This window comes from Tessaracoccus zhenghani (genome assembly GCF_054552775.1).
Genome location: NZ_CM137275.1, coordinates 867,129 through 886,182, shown reverse-complemented (window position 1 = coordinate 886,182; position 19,054 = coordinate 867,129). Strand labels below are relative to the sequence as shown.

At 69.1% G+C, this 19,054-nt stretch carries 15 protein-coding genes; 5 read left to right on the top strand and 10 right to left on the bottom strand.

The window, feature by feature from the left end; genetic code table 11:
- Window positions 1-7: 7 nt before the first annotated feature.
- The 4 genes from ACX1DX_RS04275 to ligD form a co-directional block, all read right to left on the bottom strand.
- Window positions 8-1,486, bottom strand: a complete 1,479-nt coding sequence (locus ACX1DX_RS04275; RefSeq protein WP_459397746.1) for a DEAD/DEAH box helicase — start codon at window positions 1,484-1,486, stop codon at window positions 8-10.
- Window positions 1,487-1,555: 69 nt separating this feature from the next.
- A complete protein-coding gene (locus ACX1DX_RS04270; RefSeq protein ID WP_076058722.1) occupies window positions 1,556-1,780 on the bottom strand; it encodes a DUF3107 domain-containing protein in 225 nt (74 codons plus the stop codon).
- Window positions 1,781-1,816: 36 nt separating this feature from the next.
- Window positions 1,817-2,617: a PP2C family protein-serine/threonine phosphatase gene (locus ACX1DX_RS04265; RefSeq protein WP_459397745.1), complete on the bottom strand. Its 801-nt coding sequence runs from the start codon at window positions 2,615-2,617 to the stop codon at window positions 1,817-1,819.
- A 13-nt stretch (window positions 2,618-2,630) separates the two neighbouring features.
- The gene (ligD, locus tag ACX1DX_RS04260; protein WP_459397744.1) at window positions 2,631-3,572 is read right to left on the bottom strand and encodes a non-homologous end-joining DNA ligase; all 942 of its coding nucleotides are present in this window, start codon (window positions 3,570-3,572) and stop codon (window positions 2,631-2,633) included.
- 73 nt (window positions 3,573-3,645) lie between these two features.
- On the opposite strand from ligD, the gene ACX1DX_RS04255 reads away from it, so the two are divergent.
- From ACX1DX_RS04255 to nudC, 3 genes are read left to right on the top strand one after another with little or no spacing between them, the layout of a single operon-like run.
- A complete protein-coding gene (locus ACX1DX_RS04255) occupies window positions 3,646-6,744 on the top strand; it encodes an ATP-dependent helicase (RefSeq protein ID WP_459397743.1) in 3,099 nt (1,032 codons plus the stop codon).
- On the top strand, window positions 6,741-9,914 hold the full coding sequence (locus tag ACX1DX_RS04250; protein ID WP_459397742.1) for an ATP-dependent helicase: 3,174 nt from the start codon (window positions 6,741-6,743) through the stop codon (window positions 9,912-9,914). The genes ACX1DX_RS04255 and ACX1DX_RS04250 overlap by 4 nt, the downstream gene beginning before the upstream one ends.
- Entirely contained in the window at window positions 9,911-10,741 is an 831-nt protein-coding gene (gene nudC / locus ACX1DX_RS04245) for an NAD(+) diphosphatase (RefSeq protein WP_459397741.1), read from the top strand. Before ACX1DX_RS04250 ends, nudC begins: the two co-directional genes overlap by 4 nt.
- Here the strand turns inward: nudC and ACX1DX_RS04240 are convergent.
- Window positions 10,728-10,928: a DUF7455 domain-containing protein gene (locus ACX1DX_RS04240; protein WP_143570855.1), complete on the bottom strand. Its 201-nt coding sequence runs from the start codon at window positions 10,926-10,928 to the stop codon at window positions 10,728-10,730. The genes nudC and ACX1DX_RS04240 overlap by 14 nt on opposite strands.
- 59 nt (window positions 10,929-10,987) lie before the next feature.
- Between ACX1DX_RS04240 and ACX1DX_RS04235 the strand changes: the two genes are divergently transcribed.
- Window positions 10,988-13,129, top strand: coding sequence for a DNA gyrase/topoisomerase IV subunit B (locus ACX1DX_RS04235; protein ID WP_083665327.1), 2,142 nt, complete (start codon window positions 10,988-10,990; stop codon window positions 13,127-13,129).
- A gap of 27 nt (window positions 13,130-13,156) precedes the next feature.
- On the opposite strand, the gene ACX1DX_RS04230 is transcribed toward ACX1DX_RS04235, so the two are convergent.
- Genes ACX1DX_RS04230 through ACX1DX_RS04215 form a run of 4 tightly spaced genes read right to left on the bottom strand, consistent with a single transcriptional unit; the run spans window position 13,157 to window position 17,739 of the window.
- A complete protein-coding gene (locus ACX1DX_RS04230) occupies window positions 13,157-13,810 on the bottom strand; it encodes a LutC/YkgG family protein (RefSeq protein WP_459397740.1) in 654 nt (217 codons plus the stop codon).
- Window positions 13,807-15,276, bottom strand: a complete 1,470-nt coding sequence (locus tag ACX1DX_RS04225) for a LutB/LldF family L-lactate oxidation iron-sulfur protein (RefSeq protein WP_076058739.1) — start codon at window positions 15,274-15,276, stop codon at window positions 13,807-13,809. The genes ACX1DX_RS04230 and ACX1DX_RS04225 overlap by 4 nt, the downstream gene beginning before the upstream one ends.
- Window positions 15,273-16,025 (bottom strand): (Fe-S)-binding protein, encoded by a 753-nt coding sequence (locus ACX1DX_RS04220; RefSeq protein WP_076058741.1) that lies wholly within the window; start codon window positions 16,023-16,025, stop codon window positions 15,273-15,275. Before ACX1DX_RS04220 ends, ACX1DX_RS04225 begins: the two co-directional genes overlap by 4 nt.
- 19 nt (window positions 16,026-16,044) lie before the next feature.
- A complete protein-coding gene (locus tag ACX1DX_RS04215) occupies window positions 16,045-17,739 on the bottom strand; it encodes an L-lactate permease (RefSeq protein WP_459398172.1) in 1,695 nt (564 codons plus the stop codon).
- Between the two features lie 97 nt (window positions 17,740-17,836).
- Between ACX1DX_RS04215 and ACX1DX_RS04210 the strand changes: the two genes are divergently transcribed.
- Entirely contained in the window at window positions 17,837-18,505 is a 669-nt protein-coding gene (locus ACX1DX_RS04210) for a FadR/GntR family transcriptional regulator (protein WP_459397739.1), read from the top strand.
- A gap of 30 nt (window positions 18,506-18,535) precedes the next feature.
- On the opposite strand, the gene ACX1DX_RS04205 is transcribed toward ACX1DX_RS04210, so the two are convergent.
- A complete protein-coding gene (locus tag ACX1DX_RS04205) occupies window positions 18,536-19,030 on the bottom strand; it encodes a beta-class carbonic anhydrase (protein ID WP_076058748.1) in 495 nt (164 codons plus the stop codon).
- Window positions 19,031-19,054: the final 24 nt, after the last annotated feature.

Genomic DNA, 19,054 nt, shown 5'->3' with positions numbered 1-19,054 from the left:
CTGAGGCTCAGCTCTCGGGCTTGACCTCAACCCCGCCGCGGGTGCGACGGCGACGACGCCGAGGCTTGCGCTCCGCCGCGGGCTGGGCCGCCGGCTGGTCGCCCTCCGCCTCCGTCGCCCGGTGGCGACGACGGCGCGGGGCTCCGGCCTCGGTAGCGGCGGAGCGCTGGCTGGCCCGACGTTCGCCGGTGCCGCGGAGGCTGGTCTCAGCCCGCTCCTTGGCCGCGATGGTGCCGGGCACGCGGCCCTTGGTGCCCTCGGGGATGTCGAGGTCCGTGTAGAAGTGCGGTGATGACGAGTAGGTCTCGGCCGGCTCCGCGAGCTCGAGGTCCAGCATCTGGGCGATCATCTTCCAGCGGTGCAGATCCTGCCAGTCCACGAGGGTCACGGATACGCCGTTGTTGCCCGCGCGGCCGGTACGGCCGATGCGGTGCACGTAGGTGGCGTCCGTGTCGGGGCATTCGTAGTTCACGACGTGGCTCACGTCGGGGATGTCGATACCGCGGGCCGCGACGTCGGTGGCCACCAGCACCTGGATGGTGCCGGAGCGGAACTTCTTCAACGCGCGCTCGCGGGCCTGTTGGTTGAGGTCGCCGTGGATGGAAGCGGCGGCGAAGCCGCGATCGACCAGCTCATCGGTGAGTCGCTGCGCGGCACGCTTGGTGCGGCAGAAGACCATCACCTTCGTGGTCTCGCGGCCCTGGAGCAGGCGGGCGACCATTTCCGGCTTGTCGAGGTCGTGGGCCTGGTACACGAACTGCTCGATGTCCGGGACGGTCATCTTTGCGTCATGGCCCTCGGCGCGGATGTTGATGGGCTTGTTCAGCGTGGCGCGCGCCAGCGCCAGGATGGGCGCCGGCATGGTCGCGGAGAACAGCAGGGTCTGGCGGTTCTTGGGCGTCTTGCGCAGGAGCCGCTCGATGTCGGGCAGGAAGCCCAGGTCGAGCATCTCGTCGGCCTCGTCGAGGACGAGCACCTGCACGTGGCTCAGGTCGAGTGCCCCGCGGTCTGCGAGGTCCAGGAGGCGGCCAGGGGTGCCGACGGCGATGTCGATGCCCGTGGCGAGCGTGCCGAGTTGCTCGTCGTAGCTGGTGCCGCCGTAGATGGTGAGGACGCGCATCTTGAGATGCTTGCCCGCCATGTCCATGTCACGGCCGACCTGCAGCGCGAGTTCACGGGTGGGGCACACGACGAGGGCGCGGGGCTTGCCGTGCGCGGGTTTCTCGCCGTCCGACAGGGTCACCATGCGGTGCAGCAGGCTGACGCCGAAGGCGAGGGTCTTGCCGGTGCCGGTGCGAGCCTGGCCGATCACGTCGGCGCCCTGCAGGGCGAGCGGGATGGCGAGCGTCTGGATGGCGAAGGGATGGACGATGCCCGTCTCTGCCAACGCCGAGGTAATGGATTCGTGGATGCCGAGGTCAGCGAATGTGTCGCTGCCTGCAATCTCGTTGTCGCTCAGGGTACTGACCTTTTCGAGTGAGCTCACGGCGCGGGAGCCGCGACCGGAGACGGGCAGAGTGCGCCCGCGAGGGCCCACTCTACCGCAGCCGGTGTCTCAGACCGCTCCGAAGCCTACGGTTCGCGTGCTGGCGCTGCCGATGTCGATGTAGCCGACGCGCGAGGCGGGGATGACGACCCGGCGGCCCTTCACGTCCGTCAGTTCCAGGAGCCCTGAGTTCTCCATCGCTTCCCGCAACTGCGCAATGACCTCGTCGGACGAGGAAGTGGTGTCGATGCTGACTTCGCGGGCGACGTCGGTGATGCCGATCTTGATCTCCATGCGGCCAACTCTAGCGGCGCCGCCAAGGGCCAGGCGTCATTGCTCGATGCGTGCGACCACCACGGTGATGTTGTCCTTGCCGCCCTGATCGTTGGCCCACGCAACGAGGGACTCGGCCAGCGCGGGAGGGTTCGGGTAGCGGCTGACGCAGGCGCTGAACAGCGCCGACATGTCCTCCGGGGAGCTCGCGTAGTTCCACAGCCCGTCGGTACAGAGCATGAGCCAGCCGTTGCTCTGGGGCTGGAGGGTGACGACCGACGGCGTGACGTTGGTGGCTTGACGACCCAGCCACTTGGTGATGGCGTGCGCCTGGTTGGACTGCTCGGCGTCGTCGCGCGACATGCCCAGCATGATGCGCGCCTGCGCCATGGAGTCGTCGACCGAGAGGAGGTCTGTTGAGCCGTCGTCGCTGAACCAGTAGGCACGGGAGTCGCCGATGTTGCCGACGGCGATCATGCCGGGCAGGATCGCGGCGGCGATGAGCGTGCACGCCGAAGGGTCTTCAGCCGCGGCGAGCACCTCGTCGTTGGCGACCGCGAAGGCCTGGACGAAGGCCATGTTGGCCGGTGTCCCGGCGTTCAGGGCGGTGATCAGCGTCTCGACCGTCGCCTCCGTGGCCACCAACGAGGCCAGTTCGGAACCGTGGGCGGTGGTGACACCGTCGGCGATGGCGAGCACCGCCTCCGAGCGGGGCTCTGTCCGGACCGCCAGGCACATGGCGTCCTGGTTGGAGCGGTGCCGCCGGCCGGTGTCGCTGCACCCGGCCACCCAGGGGGCGGGCTCACGCACGTAATGTGCGCGCTCGGAGCGGGGCTGCGGTGTCGACTGGTCCGTCATGGACACCATCCTGTCAGGCGAGAGGGCCGGGCAGCGCCGGGCTCGTGGCGGTCGGCAGCGTGGGCTGCCAGAGGTCGCCTAGATTCTGCACCCGCTCCAGCATGGCGGTGGGATGTGTCCGGACCGGCGTGTCGGGGCCCAGGGCCGCCACCTCTTCCCACGTGAGGGGGGTCGCCACCGAGGGCACCTCCAGGCCGCGGACGGAGTAGGCGACCACCGTGTTGCGGGCCGCGAGGTTCTGGGCGAAGTCGACGAAGACCAACCCGGCCCGGGCGTTCTTCGCCATGGTCGCCACGAAGCGCTTCGGATGTCGCTGGGCGAGGTGCCGGGCCAACGACTGGGCGAACTGGTACACCTCTGAGGCGGGGGTGGGCGCGATGGGCACAGTCAGCTGGAGTCCCTTGTTCCCGGAGCTCTTGGGGTGCGATTCCAGCCCCACCTCAGCCAGCGTCGTTGCGGCGATGATGGCCCCCTTGGCGATCTCGTCAGGCGTGACGCCGGGGCCTGGGTCGAGATCGACCACCAGCGAGGTCGCCCGCGGTTCGTCCTCGCCGTCGATGACGATGCCGTCCTCGTGGGCAGTGGCTTCCGTCGTGCGCCACTGCGGGGTGTGCAGCTCGATCGACGCGATGTTCGCCAACCAGGCCAGATCCGCCCGCTGGGTGGCGGTCACGTAGCTGACCGTGCCGGCGCTGGTGGCCACGTCGACGGTCTGGACGAAGTCCGGGGTGCCGGCGGGTGCGTTCTTCTCGTAGAACGAATCGCCGGTGGTGCCGTCGGGGAAGCGCACCCGGGTCAGGGCCCGGTCCCGCAGGTGCGGGAGGAGCACCTCGGAGATCTCGACGTAGTAGTTGATCAGTTCGCCCTTGGTGAACCCGCTGGGGAACAACGGCTTGTGCAGATTGCTCAGGTTCAGCGTCAACCCGTCGATCTCGGTGGTGATCCGCTCGTTCATGCCCGGCCTCCTGATCCCAGCATGGCATGGGCCGGTGTGAATTTTGTCGCACCAGGATGGTTGCATGGTGCCCATGAGTTTCCGAGTGGTGCCGCCCCGCCATGTCGTCATGCCGGCACTCACGGCCGAGCAGGCGGAGTTGGCGGCGCCCGCCAACGGCGTCACGGTTGTGCTCGGTGGCCCCGGTTCGGGCAAGACCACACTCATCACCGAGGCTGGTGCGGCCAGGGTCGCGGCGGGTTCCCCCCTGGAGCGACTGATCGTGCTGGCCCACTCGCGAGCCGCAGCGCAGACGCTCCGCCGTGACATCACCCGCAGGCTCGACAGGGCACAGACCGAGGCGCACGTCACCACCATCCACGGTCTGTCGCTCGGCCTGCTGCGCCGGTTCTGGCCCCACGAGGACAGCCCGTGGCGCCTGCTGCGGGCGCCGGAGCAGGAGGCCCGGATCCGTGAACTCCTGGAGGGGATGGCCCCGGATGCGTGGCCGGAGGAGTTCAGGGCCGCGGTCGGCACCCGGGCGTTCGCCCGCCAACTGCGGGAGGTGCTGGCACGGGCGCGCCAGCTGTCACTCGATGCCGAATCCATCGCGGGCATGGCGACGGCGGGTGGGGACGAACTGTTCCGGGCCGCAGCCGTCTTCATCGAGGAATACCTCACCGTCGCGGATTTCGCAGGCACGCTGGATTACGCCGAACTCGTCTACCGCACGCGGCTGCTGCTCACCGAGCAGTCGGTCGCCGGGGGAGTGCGTGCCGCGTTCGACGCCGTCCTCGTCGATGACGCGCACGAGTCGGACCATGCACAGGTCGGTCTCGTCGGAGACCTCGCGCGGTTGGGCCTGCCGGTGCTGGCGGTGGGGGATCCGCACTCACGGATCGGTGGCTACCGCGGCGCCAGCCCCACCGCAATGGCTGACCTGGCGGCTCTTCCAGGTGCCCGCCGGGCGCAGCTGACGGGCGGCTTCCGGAGCCGGGCCGTGCTGGCGGAGTCGCTGGAGGTCCTGCGGCAACGCCTAGATCAGCGCCTGGCCTCACCGCCCCTCGGGGCCGTGCTCGGGGGCGGCGAGGTCACGGTGTCGGTCTACGACAACGAATCCGCGGAACTGGCGCAGGTCGCCGCGCAGTTGAGGTCCGCCGTGGCGCAGGACGGTCTGTCCTGGGCAGACCTGGTGGTGGTGACCCGGGCCGGGCGCGCGCAACTGAGCGCCGTGGCCAAGGAGCTCGTCAGGTTGGGCGTCCCCGTCGATGTCTCCGGTGACGAGATCGCGCTGGCCGAACAACCGGCCGTTTCCGTGTTGCTGCTCGCCCTGCGGATCTGCGCCGACGGTGGCGCTCCGGAGGCGGACGAGACCCGCCTGCTGTTGTCTTCGCCGCTCTGCGGCCTCGACGGCGTGGGCCAGCGACGGCTGGGTCGCGCGCTCCTCGCCCGGCATCGGACGGAGGGGACGTCGGCGGTGCTCCTCAGCCGGTCTCTCTCCGAGCCGTCGCTGCTGGAGGGGATCGACCTCCCAGAAGCGGCCCAGGCCGCTGCCCTGGCCGGGTTGCTGACCGAGGGGACGGCGCTGGCGGAGCGGGGCGCAGAGGTACAGGAGGTGCTGTGGCACCTGTGGTCGGCCACCGGGTGGCCGGAGCAGTTGCGGGAGCGCGCTCTGCGGGGGTCCCGCCGGGCGGACGCGGATCTGGACGCCATGGTCGAGTTGTTCGAACAGGCCTCGCGCGCAGATGACCTGCGCGGTGCCGCCGGTGCGCGCACCTTCATCGCCGAGTTGTCCGGTCAGGAGATCCCGGCAGACACCGGCCGCGAACTCGACATTGGCGGCCGGGGCGTCCGGGTTGTGACGGCACACCGCACGCGTGGCCTCGAGTGGGAACGCGTCTGGGTGATCGGCGTCCAGGAGGGGCTGTGGCCCCGCCTCACCCGGGCCGGGCTGCTCGTGGACCCGGATCGCCTCGGCCCCGACGGCCTCGCCGCCCCGGGGCAGGCATCACACCTGTCCTCTGAGCGGCAACTGTTCTACGTCGCCTGTAGCCGTGCACGCGCCGGTCTGCACGTCTCGGCGGTGCAGGGCGTCGACGGGGAGGGCGGGCGCCCCTCCCGGTTCCTCGGTGAGCTCGGAGCGGAGGCCCACCGCGTCAACGGTCGGCCGGGCCAACTCCTGTCCGCTTCGGCTTTGGTGGGGGAACTGCGGCGGGTCATGACAGATGACACAGCGGCACCGGGGCTCCGGCGCGCCGCGGCGCTGCGGCTCGCGGCCATGGCCACGGTGCAGAACCCCGACGGTGCGTCGGCCTTCCCGGGAGCCTCGCCCGGCACCTGGTGGGGGATGCGCGACACCAGCGGGACGGCGCACGAACACCGTGGCCCCATCCACCTCAACGGGTCCTCGCTGGCGCAGTTGCTCAGTTGCCCGCGCATGTGGTTCCTCTCGAGACGCGCTCAGGCGGAGCCGTCCCGCCAGTCCCGCGCCTCGGTGGGCGACGTGGTCCACGTCGTGGCCAAGCATGCCGCCACCGAGGGGCTCACCGCCGCACAGATGCACGCCAGGCTGGACGAGGTCTGGGAGAAGATCCCGTTCGAGACCGAGTGGCTGTCCGCCACTGAACGCTCGGAGATCTTTGCCGCAGTGGAGCGCTTCGCGAACTACCAGACCACCAACCCGCACGAGCTCCTGGCCGTCGAGAAGTCTTTCGAAGTGGGGCTGGACGTGGCTGGGGAACGGGTGGTGCTCAGGGGCACCGTCGACAGGCTCGAGCGCACCGCCGACGGCAGGCTCCGCGTCGTGGACCTCAAGACGGCCAGGAAGGTGCAGCGGCCACCGGAGGTGGTGGACAACCCGCAGCTCGGCATCTACCAGTTGGCGGCAAGCCTGGGCGCCTTCAACGACGTTGCGGGCCAGGGTGCCGGCGTCGCACCGCCCGCCCTGATGTTCCTGCGTGGCGGCGAAACGCTCCCGTCGATGGTGGAACAGCCATCCATCGACGACGTGCCGGCCATCGAGGGGGAGGAACTCACAGTGGGGCCCACCTGGGTGCATGACAGGATCGCCAGCGCCGTGGACATCCTCCGCAGTGGCCGGTTCGAGGCGGCCGAGTGCACCGCATGTCGCTACTGCCCGTTCAAGGCTTCGTGCCCGGCACTCGCCGCGCCGGGGAAGACAGGCCACCGATGACCATCCACCCCATCCGTTCCCGGCTGTTCACAGATCCTCAGCAACTCTGTGACGCGCTGGACATTCCGTTCTCGGACGAGCAGCTGGCGTGCATCACCGCGCCGCTCGAGCCGGCTGTGATCATCGCCGGCGCAGGCAGTGGGAAGACCACCGTCATGGCCGCGCGGGTGGTCTGGTTGGTGGGCACCGGTCAGGTCCGTCCGGAACAGGTGTTGGGACTCACCTTCACCCGCAAGGCGGCGGCAGAGTTGGCCGGCAGGGTGGCTGATGCGCTTGCGCGCGCCAGGGTGCTGACCGGCGCGGAGGGCGAGGGCGCCGAACTGGTGATGACCTACGATTCCTTCGCCGCCCGCCTGGTGAGCGAGTTCGGCCTGCGCATCGGCATCGACAAGGACCCGGTCATGATCACCGGCGCCAGCCGGTTCCGCCTCGCCACGAGGGTGGTGGCGGATGCGCCGGGGCCCTTCCGGAGCATCAGCCGCCTCAGCCACCACTCCATCCCGGAACGGGTGCTCTCCCTGGACGCGGAGATGGCCTCCCACCTGGTGACCCCCCGCCAGATCCTCGAGCAGTCGGCGCGGAGTGAGACGGCCTTCCTCGACGCGCCCCTCTTCCGGGGGAAGGTCATGCGCGACGTGGCCAAGGCGCTGGACGCAACGGAGGAGCGTCGCGAACTCCTCTCGCTGGTCATGCGCTACCAGGAACTCAAGCGCCGCCTCGGCGTCGTCGAATTCGCGGACCAGCTGCGCGAATCAGTCCGGCTGGTCACAGAGGTCCCGGATGTGGGCCGCGAACTGCGCCACCGGTTCCGGGTGGTGCTCCTCGACGAGTACCAGGACACGTCCTCCGCCCAGGTCGAACTGCTGCGGCGCCTCTTCACGGGGCCGGTGAACTCGGATGCCATGGGCTTCCCCGTCACCGCCGTCGGAGACCCCTACCAGGCCATCTACGGATGGCGGGGCGCCGCCTCCGGCAACATCCTCGAGTTCCCCTACCAGTTCCGTCGCTCAAACGGTGCCCCCGCCGAACGTCAGACCCTCAGCATCAACCGGCGCAGCGGTCACCGCATCCTGGAGGTGGGCAACTCGCTGGCTTCAGGGCTGCATGCTGCTCCTGGTGAGGAGGGCGTTTCGCTCGTGGCCCCCCAGGGGGCGCCAGCCGGCGCCGTGGCGGCGGCCATGTTCGACACCTTCCGCGACGAGGTCGACTGGCTGGCGGAGACTGTCATCTCGCAGCATGACGGTGGCCGGTCCTGGAAGGACCAGGCCGTCTTGGTCAGGCGTAACGCGGCGCTCGCCCCCATCTTCGAGGCGTTGCGTGACCGCGACGTGCCCGTCGAGATCGTCGGCCTCGGGGGGCTGTTGGGCCTTCCGGAAGTGGCCCCCATCGTTGCCACGCTGCGCGTGCTGGACGACGTGACCGCCAATCCGGAGGTTGCCATGCTCCTCACGGGGCCGCGGTGGAACCTCGGGCTGACCGACATGGAGGTGCTGGGGGCGCGGGCACGGGAACTGGCAAAGCAATCCGCCATCGGCGCCCCGGAGACGGACGACCTCATCAGAGCCGTCACGCAGGCGGACCCGGGCGAGGTGGTGTGCCTCCTCGACGCGGTGGCAGACCCCGGGGACGCGCCGCTGAGCGCGGAGGGCCGCCGGCGGCTCGGCCGCTTCCACCACGAGATCACCGCCCTCCGCCGGCATGCCTCCGAGCCGGTGGCAGACCTCGTCACCAGGGTGATCGCCACCCTCGGGTTGGAGGCCGAACTCATCGCCACCGGCGCCGACACCACCCAGGTCGCCAGGTTCGTCGCAGAGGTGGCCAGCTACGTCGACGTGGATGGCGACGGCAGCCTCACCGGCCTGCTCGCCTACCTCGACGCCGAATCCGAACACGGCGAAGGCCTCATGCAGGCCGTGCCCAGCGAGGAGGATTCGGTCAAGCTCATGACGGTGCACCGCGCCAAGGGCCTGGAGTGGGACACGGTGTTCCTGCCCAGCCTCGTGGACAAGGTCTTCCCGTCGGAGTCGAGGTCCGGAGTGTGGCCCCAGCGGGCGGATGTGCTGCCGGCGCCGCTGCGGGGCGATGCGGGCTCGATTCCGCAACTGGGGGAGCACACCAAGAAGGGCATCGACGCGTACCGCGACGCGCTGAAGGACGAACACCGCCTCTCCGAGGACCGGCTGGCGTACGTCGCCGCCACCCGCGCCAAACGCCTGCTGCTGGCCTCGGCCCACCTCTGGACGCCCGGCAACATCCGTCCCCGGGCAGAGTCCCCGTACTTCACCGTGATCCGCGAACTCTGCGAGGCGGCCGGCACGTACCTCGACAACGCCACCCGCTCGTCGGATACCAACCCGATCCCGGCAGAGCCGGTCCGGGCCGTCTGGCCCGTCGAACTCGACGAGGACGGCATCGCGCGGCGCGCGGCAGCCGCTGAGCTCATCACCCGGGCCACCGAACTGGCCGATGCCACCGAACAGGACCAGTTGAGATGGACGTGGGAGTCGGGTGTCATAGCAGACGAGGACGCCGCCACTGTCGCCGCCTGGGACGAGAGCATCAGGCACCTCACCGAACTGGCCCAACGCCGCGGAGACCGCTCGGTGGCGCTGCCGGACGGGCTGTCGGCCACCGCGCTGATCGCCCTGCAGACAGACCAGAGCGCGTTCGCGGCCGGACTGCTGCGGCGCATGCCCCGCAGACCTTCGACGGCCGCCCGCGTGGGCTCCAGGTTCCATGAATGGCTCCAGGAACGCTTCCTCCTCCCCGCCTCGTTGGAGGAACTGGAGGCGCAACCCACGGCGGCCACGGCGGAACTGACCAGGCTCATCGAAGCATTTGAGGCCGGTCAGTTCGCGCACCGGATGCCGATGGGCGTGGAGGTGCCGTTCCTCATGCGCCGGGGCCCGCACGTGCTGCGCGGTCGCATCGACGCTGTCTACGCCTGGCCCCGGGACGGACTCGAGTACCTCGTCGTGGACTGGAAGACCTCCAACCAGGCAGCAGATCCCCTCCAGCTCGCGGTGTACCGGCAGGCCTGGGCGGAGGCCCGTGGAGTGGATCCGGCCGCAGTGGGTGCGGCGTTCTACCATGTGCTGACGGACCAGTTGAGGTTCGTGGAGGCCCCCGTCGGCCTCGTCGACCGGGCCCTGGAGGTTGCTGAAGCATGAGCAGGTGGCTGGATCGCTCCCCGCTGGACCGGCTGCCCATCGGGCGCGGTGCAGCAGAGGTGGAAGCACTGTGGCGGGGTGCCGTGGTCGTCGAGGTGGACGCCGAGGGCACGATCGCGTCGGAACAGGGACGCCCACGCCCGCTGCGGTCGCCGGGGGCGAGGCAGCCCGAGGACATCCTGTTGGGCATCGTCGAGGGTGTGGCGTGGTTCGCCCGCGGCGTCGACGCTGTCTCTGGCGAGGCCATGAGCTGGCGCGACACCCATCCGGATTCGCTTGACCCGTTGGCCACCGGCGTCGCGCTCGCCCGGTGGCACGCCGGGCAGCCGCCGTGCGAGAACTGCGGTTCGGCCACCAGGCCGGATCAGGCCGGTGCCCGGCGCATCTGCACCGGCTGCGGAACACTCCAGTTCCCCCGCATCGACCCGTGCGTCATCGTGGCGGTCACAGATCCCGACGACAGGCTGCTGCTGGCCAGGCAGGCGCAGTGGGCGCGCGGACGCATCTCGGTCATCGCAGGGTTCATCGAAGCGGGCGAGTCTGTTGAACAGGCGGTGCACCGCGAGGTGCACGAAGAGGTGGGGGCGCGGCTGACGTCCCTGACGTACTTCGGTTCCGAGCCGTGGCCCATGCCTCGTTCACTGATGCTCGGGTTCCAGGCCCGTGCCGAAGATGCGCAGATAACAGTGGACGGCGACGAGATCTCTGAGGGTGCGTATTACACCCGGTCAGATCTCGCCGCCGCCTTGGCTGCGGGTGAGGTGATCCTCCCCGCCGGGGCCTCGCTTGCGCGGGCCCTCATTCAGCGCTGGCTCAGTTCTGGTTGAGCCTGCTGGTTTCGTCCTGGATCCGGGTGGCCACCTCAAGGAGCTTCTCCTTGTGGGCAGCGGCGTGGTGGGCGCAGAACAGCAGCTCACCGCCGGACTGGAGGAATACGCGCAGGTAGGCCTGGGCGCCGCAGCGATCGCAGCGATCGACAGCGGTCAGGGTGGGATCCGTTGCGAGTTCGGTCATCATGGCCTCCTGCCTTATCTTTCTTACCTTCTCATGTATCAACGTACCTGGGGGGCGGAATGTTCCCTGGGCGCCGCGCCCGCGTTTCACTGACACGGTCCGTCGGTGCGCACGGGTACCCTGTCTGGGTGCAGACCCCGAAGACCCCACCGCTGTCCCGTGATTATGAGGCGAAGAACCTTCTCGTCCTCGAAGGGCTCGAGGCCGTGCGCAAGCGGCCTGCCATGTACATCGGCTCGACGGACACCCGCGGTCTCATGCACTGCCTCTGGGAGATCATCGACAACGCCGTGGACGAGGCCCTGGCCGGCTTCGGCGAGGAGATCGAGGTGATGCTGGGCGCCGACGGTTCCGTCAGCGTGCACGACCACGCCCGCGGTGTGCCGGTGGACAAGGAACCCCGCACCGGGCTCAGCGGCGTCGAGGTGGTCTTCACCAAGCTGCATGCGGGCGGTAAGTTCGGCAACTCGTCCTACACGGCCACGGGCGGACTGCACGGCGTCGGCGCCTCCGTCGTCAACGCGCTGTCGTCGCGCCTCGATGTCCAGGTGGACCGCGACGGCAGCACCTGGGAGATGAGCTTCCGCCGTGGCGTGCCCGGCGTCTTCGACGGCGAAGGTCCTGAGGCGAACTTCACCCCCGCCAGCGGCATCCGCAAGATCAAGAAGGTTGCCAAGGCCAAGTCGGGCACCCGCGTGCGGTACTGGCCGGACCGGCAGATCTTCCTCGCAGACGCCGAATTGTCCCTCCGTCACCTCCATGACCGCGCGCGTCAGACGTCCTTCCTGGTGCCCGGCCTCAAGATCGAGGTCACGGATGCGCGCGCCGGTGAGCCAGCCGTCGAAACGTTCCTGCACGTGGGCGGGATCACCGAATTCGCTGATTTCCTGGCGCCGGACGCCGCGCTCACCGAGATCATCCGGCTGGAGGGCAGGGACTCCTTCGTGGAGACCGTGCCCATGCTCGACGACAGTGGCGCGATGACACCCACCGACGTGGAACGCGACCTCGACGTGAACATCGCGCTGCGCTGGGGCACCGGCTACGACACGGTGCTGAAGTCGTTCGTGAACATCATCGCCACCCCGAAGGGCGGCACCCACGTGCAGGGCTTCGAGCGGGGCCTCACCCGTGCGCTGGTCAAGTCCTATGAGGGCACCCGCGGGCTCCTGAAGGCCGGCGAGGAAGTGGTCAAGGAAGACTGCGTCGAAGGCATGACCGCCGTCGTGACGGTGCGTCTGGCCGAGCCGCAGTTCGAGGGCCAGACCAAGGAGGTGCTGGGCACCCCCGCCGTCAACCGGCTGGTGGCGCGCGTCGTGGAGTCGGAGATGGGCAAGTTCCTCACCTCCCCCAAGACGCGACAGATGGCACGCACCTTGCAGGAGAAGGTTGTCTCGGCCGCGCGCACGCGCGTGCAGGCACGTGCGCACCGGGAGACCCAACGCCGCAAGAACGCCCTCGAATCCTCGACGCTGCCGCCCAAGCTGAAGGACTGTCGCTCCACCGCGGTGGACAGCACCGAACTGTTCATCGTGGAGGGCGACTCTGCACTGGGCACCGCGAACGTGGCCCGCAATTCGGAGTTCCAGGCGCTGCTGCCCATCCGGGGCAAGATCCTCAACGTGCAGAAGGCCTCCATCGGCGACATGCTGAAGAACGCCGAGTGCGCCTCGATCATCCAGGTGGTGGGCGCCGGGTCCGGCCGCTCCTTCGACGTTGATTCGGCCCGCTACGGCAAGATCATCTTCATGGCGGACGCGGATTCCGACGGCGCCCACATCCGCTGCCTGCTCGCCACCCTCTTCTTCCGTTACATGCGCCCCCTCGTGGAGGCCGGCCGTGTGTTCTCAGCCGTTCCACCGCTGCACCGGTTCGAGCTGATCAACCCTAAGAAGGGCTACGACAAGTACATCTACACGTACTCAGATGCCGAGTACCAGCGCAAGTCGCTCGAACTCACCAAGCGGGGACAGAAGTTCAAGGAGCCGCAGCGCTACAAGGGCCTCGGTGAGATGGACGCGGACCAGCTGGCAGACACCACGATGAGCCCGAAGCACCGGATGCTGCGCAGGCTCACCGTCGACGATGCGGAAGCTGCCGAGCGCGTCTTCGAGGTCCTCATGGGCAACGAAGTGGCGCCGCGTAAAGAGTTCATCATCGAGGGTGCTTACGCCCTCGAAGCGGATCGCATCGACGCCTGACGCTGGTTCCCGCCTGCTGAACCGGCGTCAGTCAGCGACGAGGACGACGGAGAGGTGGCGCGGGCCGTGGACGCCCTCGACCCGGCTCAACTCGATGTCGCTCGTCGCTGAGCCGCCGCTCAACCACGTGACCGGGCGACGCTCGCGGATCGCCGGAGCCAGCCGGGCGATGCCCTCGGGAACGTCGCTCACCACCTGGTACTCGTGCACCACGCAGATGTGGCGGTCCGGAAGCAGTGTCAGGGCGCGGCGGCCCTGACCCTCGCCGTGGTCAAGCGCGATCGTGCCCGAATCCGCCATGCCGACCGCCGCCGTCGTCACCACCGCGTCGATGGCGTTCAGCTCGGCGTGGGTCAACTGCGGGTCGTCGCGGTGCAGCGCGAAGCCGGCATGTCGGAGCGCCGCGACCCACGCCTCGGGGAACCCCGCCGGCACCACGATGCTCTTCGTGTCCAACGCTTCCAGGGCTTCGACGATCATGGCCGCCGCCCCGTCGGGGACGCAGCGGCGGACCGCGGCCTTGTAATCCTCGACCTTCTCGACGAAGTCCGCGATCACGTCCTTGGTGCCCAGGGGGCGGCCGTAGACCCAGTCGACGGGCACGTCGACCATCGGATCCGTTTCGGTGACGTCCTGGGTGGCTCGGCGGATGCGTTGCAACACCTCTTCGCGTGCGCTCATTGTTCGTCTCCTTCGTGCTCGTCCTTCCACCACTGGCGGAAGGTCTGCGTGGGTGGGGCTTCGGCGTCGCGGGCCTGCAGCCAGCGCGAGGCCAGCGGGATGGGCATGGGGCCGAGCCACTTGCCGCGGAAAATGCGGCCGGCGAAGCGGCTGCCGAGTTGGACCGACGCCAGGTTCCGGCCGTCCTTCATCACCCAGCCGGCGCCCTTCATCAGCAGTTGCTCACCGGTGGGGTGCTTGGCCGTCTTGTGTTCGACGGCCTTGTGGCGCAGGTGCACCAGGATGTCGGTGAACGGGATCCGCACCGGGCACACCTCGTTGCAGGCGCCGCACAGCGTCGAGGCGAACGGCAGCGCGCGCGTGTTCGCGTCGTCCATGCCGCGCAGCTGCGGGCCGAGGATGGCGCCGATGGGGCCGGGGTACGGCGACCCGTAGGCGTGGCCGCCCACCCGCTCGTACACGGGGCAGATGTTGAGGCAGGCGGAGCAGCGGATGCAGCGCAGCGCAGCGCGGCCCTCGGGATCGGCCAGGACGTCGGTGCGTCCGTTGTCGAGCAGCACCACGTGGAGGTCCTGCGGGCCTTCGCCGGGCGTCACGCCCGTCCACATCGAGGTGTACGGGTTCATGCGCTCGCCGGTGGAGGAGCGGGGGAGCAACTTGAGGAAGACCTCCAGGTCCTCCAGCGTCGGGAGCACCTTCTCGATGCCGACGACGGAGACCAGCGTCTCGGGGAGGGTCAGGCACATGCGGCCGTTGCCCTCCGATTCGACGATGACGAGCGTGCCGGTGTCGGCCACGATGAAGTTGCCGCCGGAGACAGCCATCTTCGCGCGCAGGAACTTCTCGCGCAGGTGCAGGCGGGCGGCCTCGGCGAGTTCGGCCGGGTCGTCGGAGATGGGCTCGGGGGCGGGCCTACCGTAGCGGCCCATCTCCTCCTTGAAGATCTCGCGCACCTCGGAGCGGTTGCGGTGGATGGCGGGCACGAGGATGTGGCTGGGCAGGTCATGGCCCAACTGCACGATGAGTTCGGCCAGGTCCGTCTCCCAGGCGGCGATGCCCTCGGCCTCGAGGTGCTCGTTGAGATCGATCTCCTGGGTGACCATCGACTTGATCTTGACCACCTCGTCGACGCCCTTGGCCTTGGCGATGTCCGTGACGATGCGGTTGGCGTCGGCCGCGTCACGTGCCCAGTGCACGGTGATGCCGGCTGCTGTCATGGCCTCCTCGGCCTGCAGGAGGTAGCGCTCGAGGTGGCGTGCCACGCGGTCCTTGATCTGGGCCGCCGCGGTGCGCAGCTCCTCCCATTCGGGCACCTCCGAGGCGCGGACGATGCGCTTGGCGCGGATGGTCGACGTCGCGTGGGTGAGGTTCTTGCGTTGCTCCGCGTTCTGCAGGCTCGCCTTCGCTGCCTGCGGGAACTCGGGGATGCCCAGCCACGAGCCGGGCTCAGGGGTGCGGCGGTTCATCGCGCGTCCTCCTCGGTGGCGGCCAGGATCTCGGCCAGGTGGATGGTCTTGACGCCGGAGCGGCCGCGGTGCAGCACGCCGCCGATGTTCATCAGGCACGCGTGGTCTCCGGCCACGAGGTACTCGGCGCCGGTGGTGCGCACATGGCGGGCCTTGTCGGAGGCCATGGCGATGGACACGTCAGGGTTCTTAAGGGAGAAGGTGCCGCCGAAGCCGCAGCACTCCTCGGCCTTCGGCAGGTCGATCAGGTCGATGCCGCGCACGTCCCTCAACAGCCTCAGGGGGCGGTCGCCCACCTTGGCGACCCGCACCGAATGGCAGGTGGGGTGGTAGGTCACGCGGTGCGGGAAGTAGGCACCCACGTCGGTGACGCCGAGCACGTCGACGATGAACTCGCTCAGCTCGTAGGTGCGGGCCGCCGTCGCCGTCGCGTCGCGTTCGAGGCCGGCATCGCCGGCGTGACGGGCGAGCATGGGGTGCTGCTCCCGCACGGAACCGACGCAGGAACCGGAGGGGGCGACGATGTAGTCATAGTCCCCGAATGAGCGCACGTAGTTGCGCACGGTGGGCACCGCCTCGTCCCAGTAGCCGGTGTTGGTCATGATCTGCCCACAGCAGGTCTGGCGCTCCGGGTACGAGACGCGGCACCCGAGGCGCTCGAGGAGTCGCACTGTGGCGATGGGCACCGACGGTTTCATGGTGTCGGTGATGCACGTAGCGAACAACGCGACGTGGGGGTTGACGTTCATGGCAGTGGCCTTTCGGGGATCAGGGGAGCAGCCAGGAGAGCACGGGGGTGGACATGAGCCCGGAGAGCAGGCACAGCAGGGCGAGCAGCACGAAGCTCCATCCGATGATGCGGCGCAGGATCGTGGACTCGGCGCCGGCGATGCCGATGGCGGTGGCGGCGATCGTCAGCGACTGCGGCGAGATCATCTTGCCCACCACACCGCCGGCCGCATTGGAGCCGACGAGTAGCGCGCGCATCGATTCGGTGCCGAGGTGTGAGCCTGGGCCGATCTCGGCGCCCACTCCGGATTGGAGGCTGGAGAACAGGATGTTGGCCGACGTGTCGGAGCCGGTCACGTAGGTGCCGATCCAGCCGAGGACAGGGGCCACGTAAGGGTAGAGGGCGCCGGCGCCTGCGAAGAAGAGGCCGAGCGCCAGGGTCTGGCCCGAGTCGCCCATCGCGTAGGCCAGCGCCACGACGCTGCCGATGGTGAGCATCGCGAAGCGCAGTTTCTTCGCGTTGGTCCACAGCACGCCGAAGATCTCTCCGATGCCCATCCGGTAGATGAGGCCGGTGACGATGGCCACGAAGGCGAGCAGGATGCCCGGCGTCGACGCCCAGGCGAGCGTGTAGGACTGGTGGGCGGCCGGGTTGCCGGCGACGTCCAGCAGCCCGCCCAGGCCGGGCCAGGCGAACTTCACGTCGGTGGCGGCCAGCGCGGCCTTCACCGGCGGCAGCGCCGCGACTCCGAACACCACGATGACGAGCAGGTAGGGCACCAGTGCCATCATGATCCGGCCTCCGGTCAGTGCCTCGCCCGAGGTGCGGCGGGCATCGACCGGTGCGTCCTTCTCGACGGCGGGGTCGATCTTGATGCCGATCCGTTGGGCCGCCTCCGCGCCACCCCTCGGGTGCCACACCTTGAGGAAGGCGATGGCCACGACGACGCTGCTCACGGCAGCGAACACCTCGGTGAGGTTGTAGAGGGGCGTGGCTGACACGATCCACTTGGCGATGCCGAAGGTGACGCCGACGACCAGGCCGAAGGGCCAGCCCTCACGGAGGCCGCGCTTTCCGTCCATCACCGCGAGGAGCAGGAAGGGCACCACGAGGCACAGCAGTGCGGTCAGCCGGCCGGTGATGGGGGAGATGGCCAGCACGTCGTCGAACCCGCCCGTCTTGGCGGCCATCAGCACCGGAAGGCCGACGGCGCCGAACGCGACGGGGACGGTGTTGGCGAGCAGCGCGATGAGCGCAGAGCGCAGGGGCGAGAAGCCGATCGCGATCAGCATGGCCGCGGTGATGGCGACGGGGGCGCCGAAGCCGGCGAGGGCCTCGAGGAGGCCGCCGAAGCTGAACGCAATGAGGAGGCCCAGGACCCGGGGGTCATCCGAGATGAGGAAGAAGGTGCGCCGCAGGTCATCGAAGCGGCCGGAGGCCACCGTGACCTCGTACATCCAGATGGCGGTCAGCAGGATCCAGATGATGGGGAACAGGCCGTAGACGAAGCCGTGCACGCTGGTGGCCAGCGCGGTGGTCAGCGGCATGCCGAAGGCCGTGACGGCGACCAGCACAGCCGTCGCCCAGGAGAAGGGGCCGGCGAGATGGGCCTTCCAGCGCAGCGCGCCGAGGGTGATGAGCATCGCGATCACCGGGACGGCCGCCACGAGCGCGGACAGCCATTGGGCCCCCAGGGGGTTTGTGACCGGTTGGAAAACTTCCAGCAACATCAGTGAACTCCGTCGTTCATATGGTCAGACCATTACGTGATGGTCAGACCATAAACTCTTGGCGAGGCGGCTGTCAACTGGATGGGACACAATGGGGTGCATGACCACCGGCGGCTTTGAGAACGCGCTCGACTACCTGACGGGCGAGATCCTCGCCGGACGCCTGGCTGCCGGTGACAGGCTGCCCAACGAGCGCGAGCTCTCCAGCCAGCTCGGGGCAAGCCGCAGCGCGGTCCGTGAGGCCATCAAGGTGCTGCAGGCCCAGGGCGTGCTGAGCTCGGCCACCGGGCGGGCCGGAGGCACCACCGTCGGGACGGGGCAGGGCGTCGCCTTCGGCCGCATGCTGAAACTGCACGTCGCGCTGGAGGCAGTCTCCTTCGCCGAGATCACCGAGACGCGCGTGGTGCTGGAGCGCGCCGCCGCGCTGGCTGCCGTGGGCCAGCCGATGGGAGAAGTGAGGCGCCTCGCCGAGGAGATGGTCACCGTGACCCGGCCCGCCGCGTTCAACGACCTGGACACCGCGTTCCACGTCGCCATCGCCGCGGCCGGCGAGAACCGGCTCATCCGCGACATGACCATCGCGATCCGCGAGGCGGTGGCAGAGAGGATCCTCAGCGCTGAAGAGCGCCTGGCGCAGTGGGAGGAACTACGCGCCAGGCTGGTCCAAGAACACGTGCACATCGTCGACGCCCTGGAAACCGGCGACGGGGAGCGCGCCGCCCAACTGAGCGAGGAGCACGTGCGCAACGCGCTCGCCGCGCTCAGCTAGAGAGCAGCCCCCGAGGTGGCGAGCAGCGAGCTAGAGGACCTGGGTCAGGAGGCCGGTGTCAACGTCGTAGATGAAGCCGCCGACCTCGGCGTGACCCTTGATCAGCGGGTGGTTGGCGATCATGTCCACGTCCGAGCGGAGCCGTGAAGCCTGATCAGGGTTGGCCCCGAACGAGAGCCAGGACGTATCCGTGCCGGTCTTGGCGGAGATGACCCTGCGGAGATCCTCATCGGTGCCGGAGGCCATGGCGCAGCGGGTGTGCGGCACCACCATGATGCGGTCCACCTGGAGGAGCTGGACGCTCAGCACGCAGCCGGTGACCACCGACGTGGTGACCCGTCCGCCGGGGGAGCGCAGGATCTTCGCGTCGCCGATCCGCAACCCGACCATGTCGAGTGGCTCGATGCGCGAATCCATGCAGGTCACGATGCAGACGCCCGCCTTGGCGATGCCGTCGAAGTAACCATCGGTGAAATCCGCTGCGTAGGCTTTGTTGGCCGCCATCAGGTCGTCAAAGTCGCTCATGCGAGGTGCATCCCTTCGTCGCGG

Excerpts from the sequence above, each read along its gene's own strand:
- ACX1DX_RS04270 (WP_076058722.1), bottom strand. The coding sequence starts at position 1,780 with ATGGAGATCAAGATCGGCATCACCGACGTCGCCCGCGAAGTCAGCATC.
- ACX1DX_RS04265 (WP_459397745.1), bottom strand. The coding sequence starts at position 2,617 with ATGACGGACCAGTCGACACCGCAGCCCCGCTCCGAGCGCGCACATTAC.
- ligD (WP_459397744.1), bottom strand. The coding sequence starts at position 3,572 with ATGAACGAGCGGATCACCACCGAGATCGACGGGTTGACGCTGAACCTG.
- ACX1DX_RS04255 (WP_459397743.1), top strand. The coding sequence starts at position 3,646 with ATGAGTTTCCGAGTGGTGCCGCCCCGCCATGTCGTCATGCCGGCACTC.
- ACX1DX_RS04250 (WP_459397742.1), top strand. The coding sequence starts at position 6,741 with ATGACCATCCACCCCATCCGTTCCCGGCTGTTCACAGATCCTCAGCAA.
- nudC (WP_459397741.1), top strand. The coding sequence starts at position 9,911 with ATGAGCAGGTGGCTGGATCGCTCCCCGCTGGACCGGCTGCCCATCGGG.
- ACX1DX_RS04240 (WP_143570855.1), bottom strand. The coding sequence starts at position 10,928 with ATGACCGAACTCGCAACGGATCCCACCCTGACCGCTGTCGATCGCTGC.
- ACX1DX_RS04235 (WP_083665327.1), top strand. The coding sequence starts at position 10,988 with ATGTTCCCTGGGCGCCGCGCCCGCGTTTCACTGACACGGTCCGTCGGT.
- ACX1DX_RS04230 (WP_459397740.1), bottom strand. The coding sequence starts at position 13,810 with ATGAGCGCACGCGAAGAGGTGTTGCAACGCATCCGCCGAGCCACCCAG.
- ACX1DX_RS04225 (WP_076058739.1), bottom strand. The coding sequence starts at position 15,276 with ATGAACCGCCGCACCCCTGAGCCCGGCTCGTGGCTGGGCATCCCCGAG.
- ACX1DX_RS04220 (WP_076058741.1), bottom strand. The coding sequence starts at position 16,025 with ATGAACGTCAACCCCCACGTCGCGTTGTTCGCTACGTGCATCACCGAC.
- ACX1DX_RS04210 (WP_459397739.1), top strand. The coding sequence starts at position 17,837 with ATGACCACCGGCGGCTTTGAGAACGCGCTCGACTACCTGACGGGCGAG.
- ACX1DX_RS04205 (WP_076058748.1), bottom strand. The coding sequence starts at position 19,030 with ATGAGCGACTTTGACGACCTGATGGCGGCCAACAAAGCCTACGCAGCG.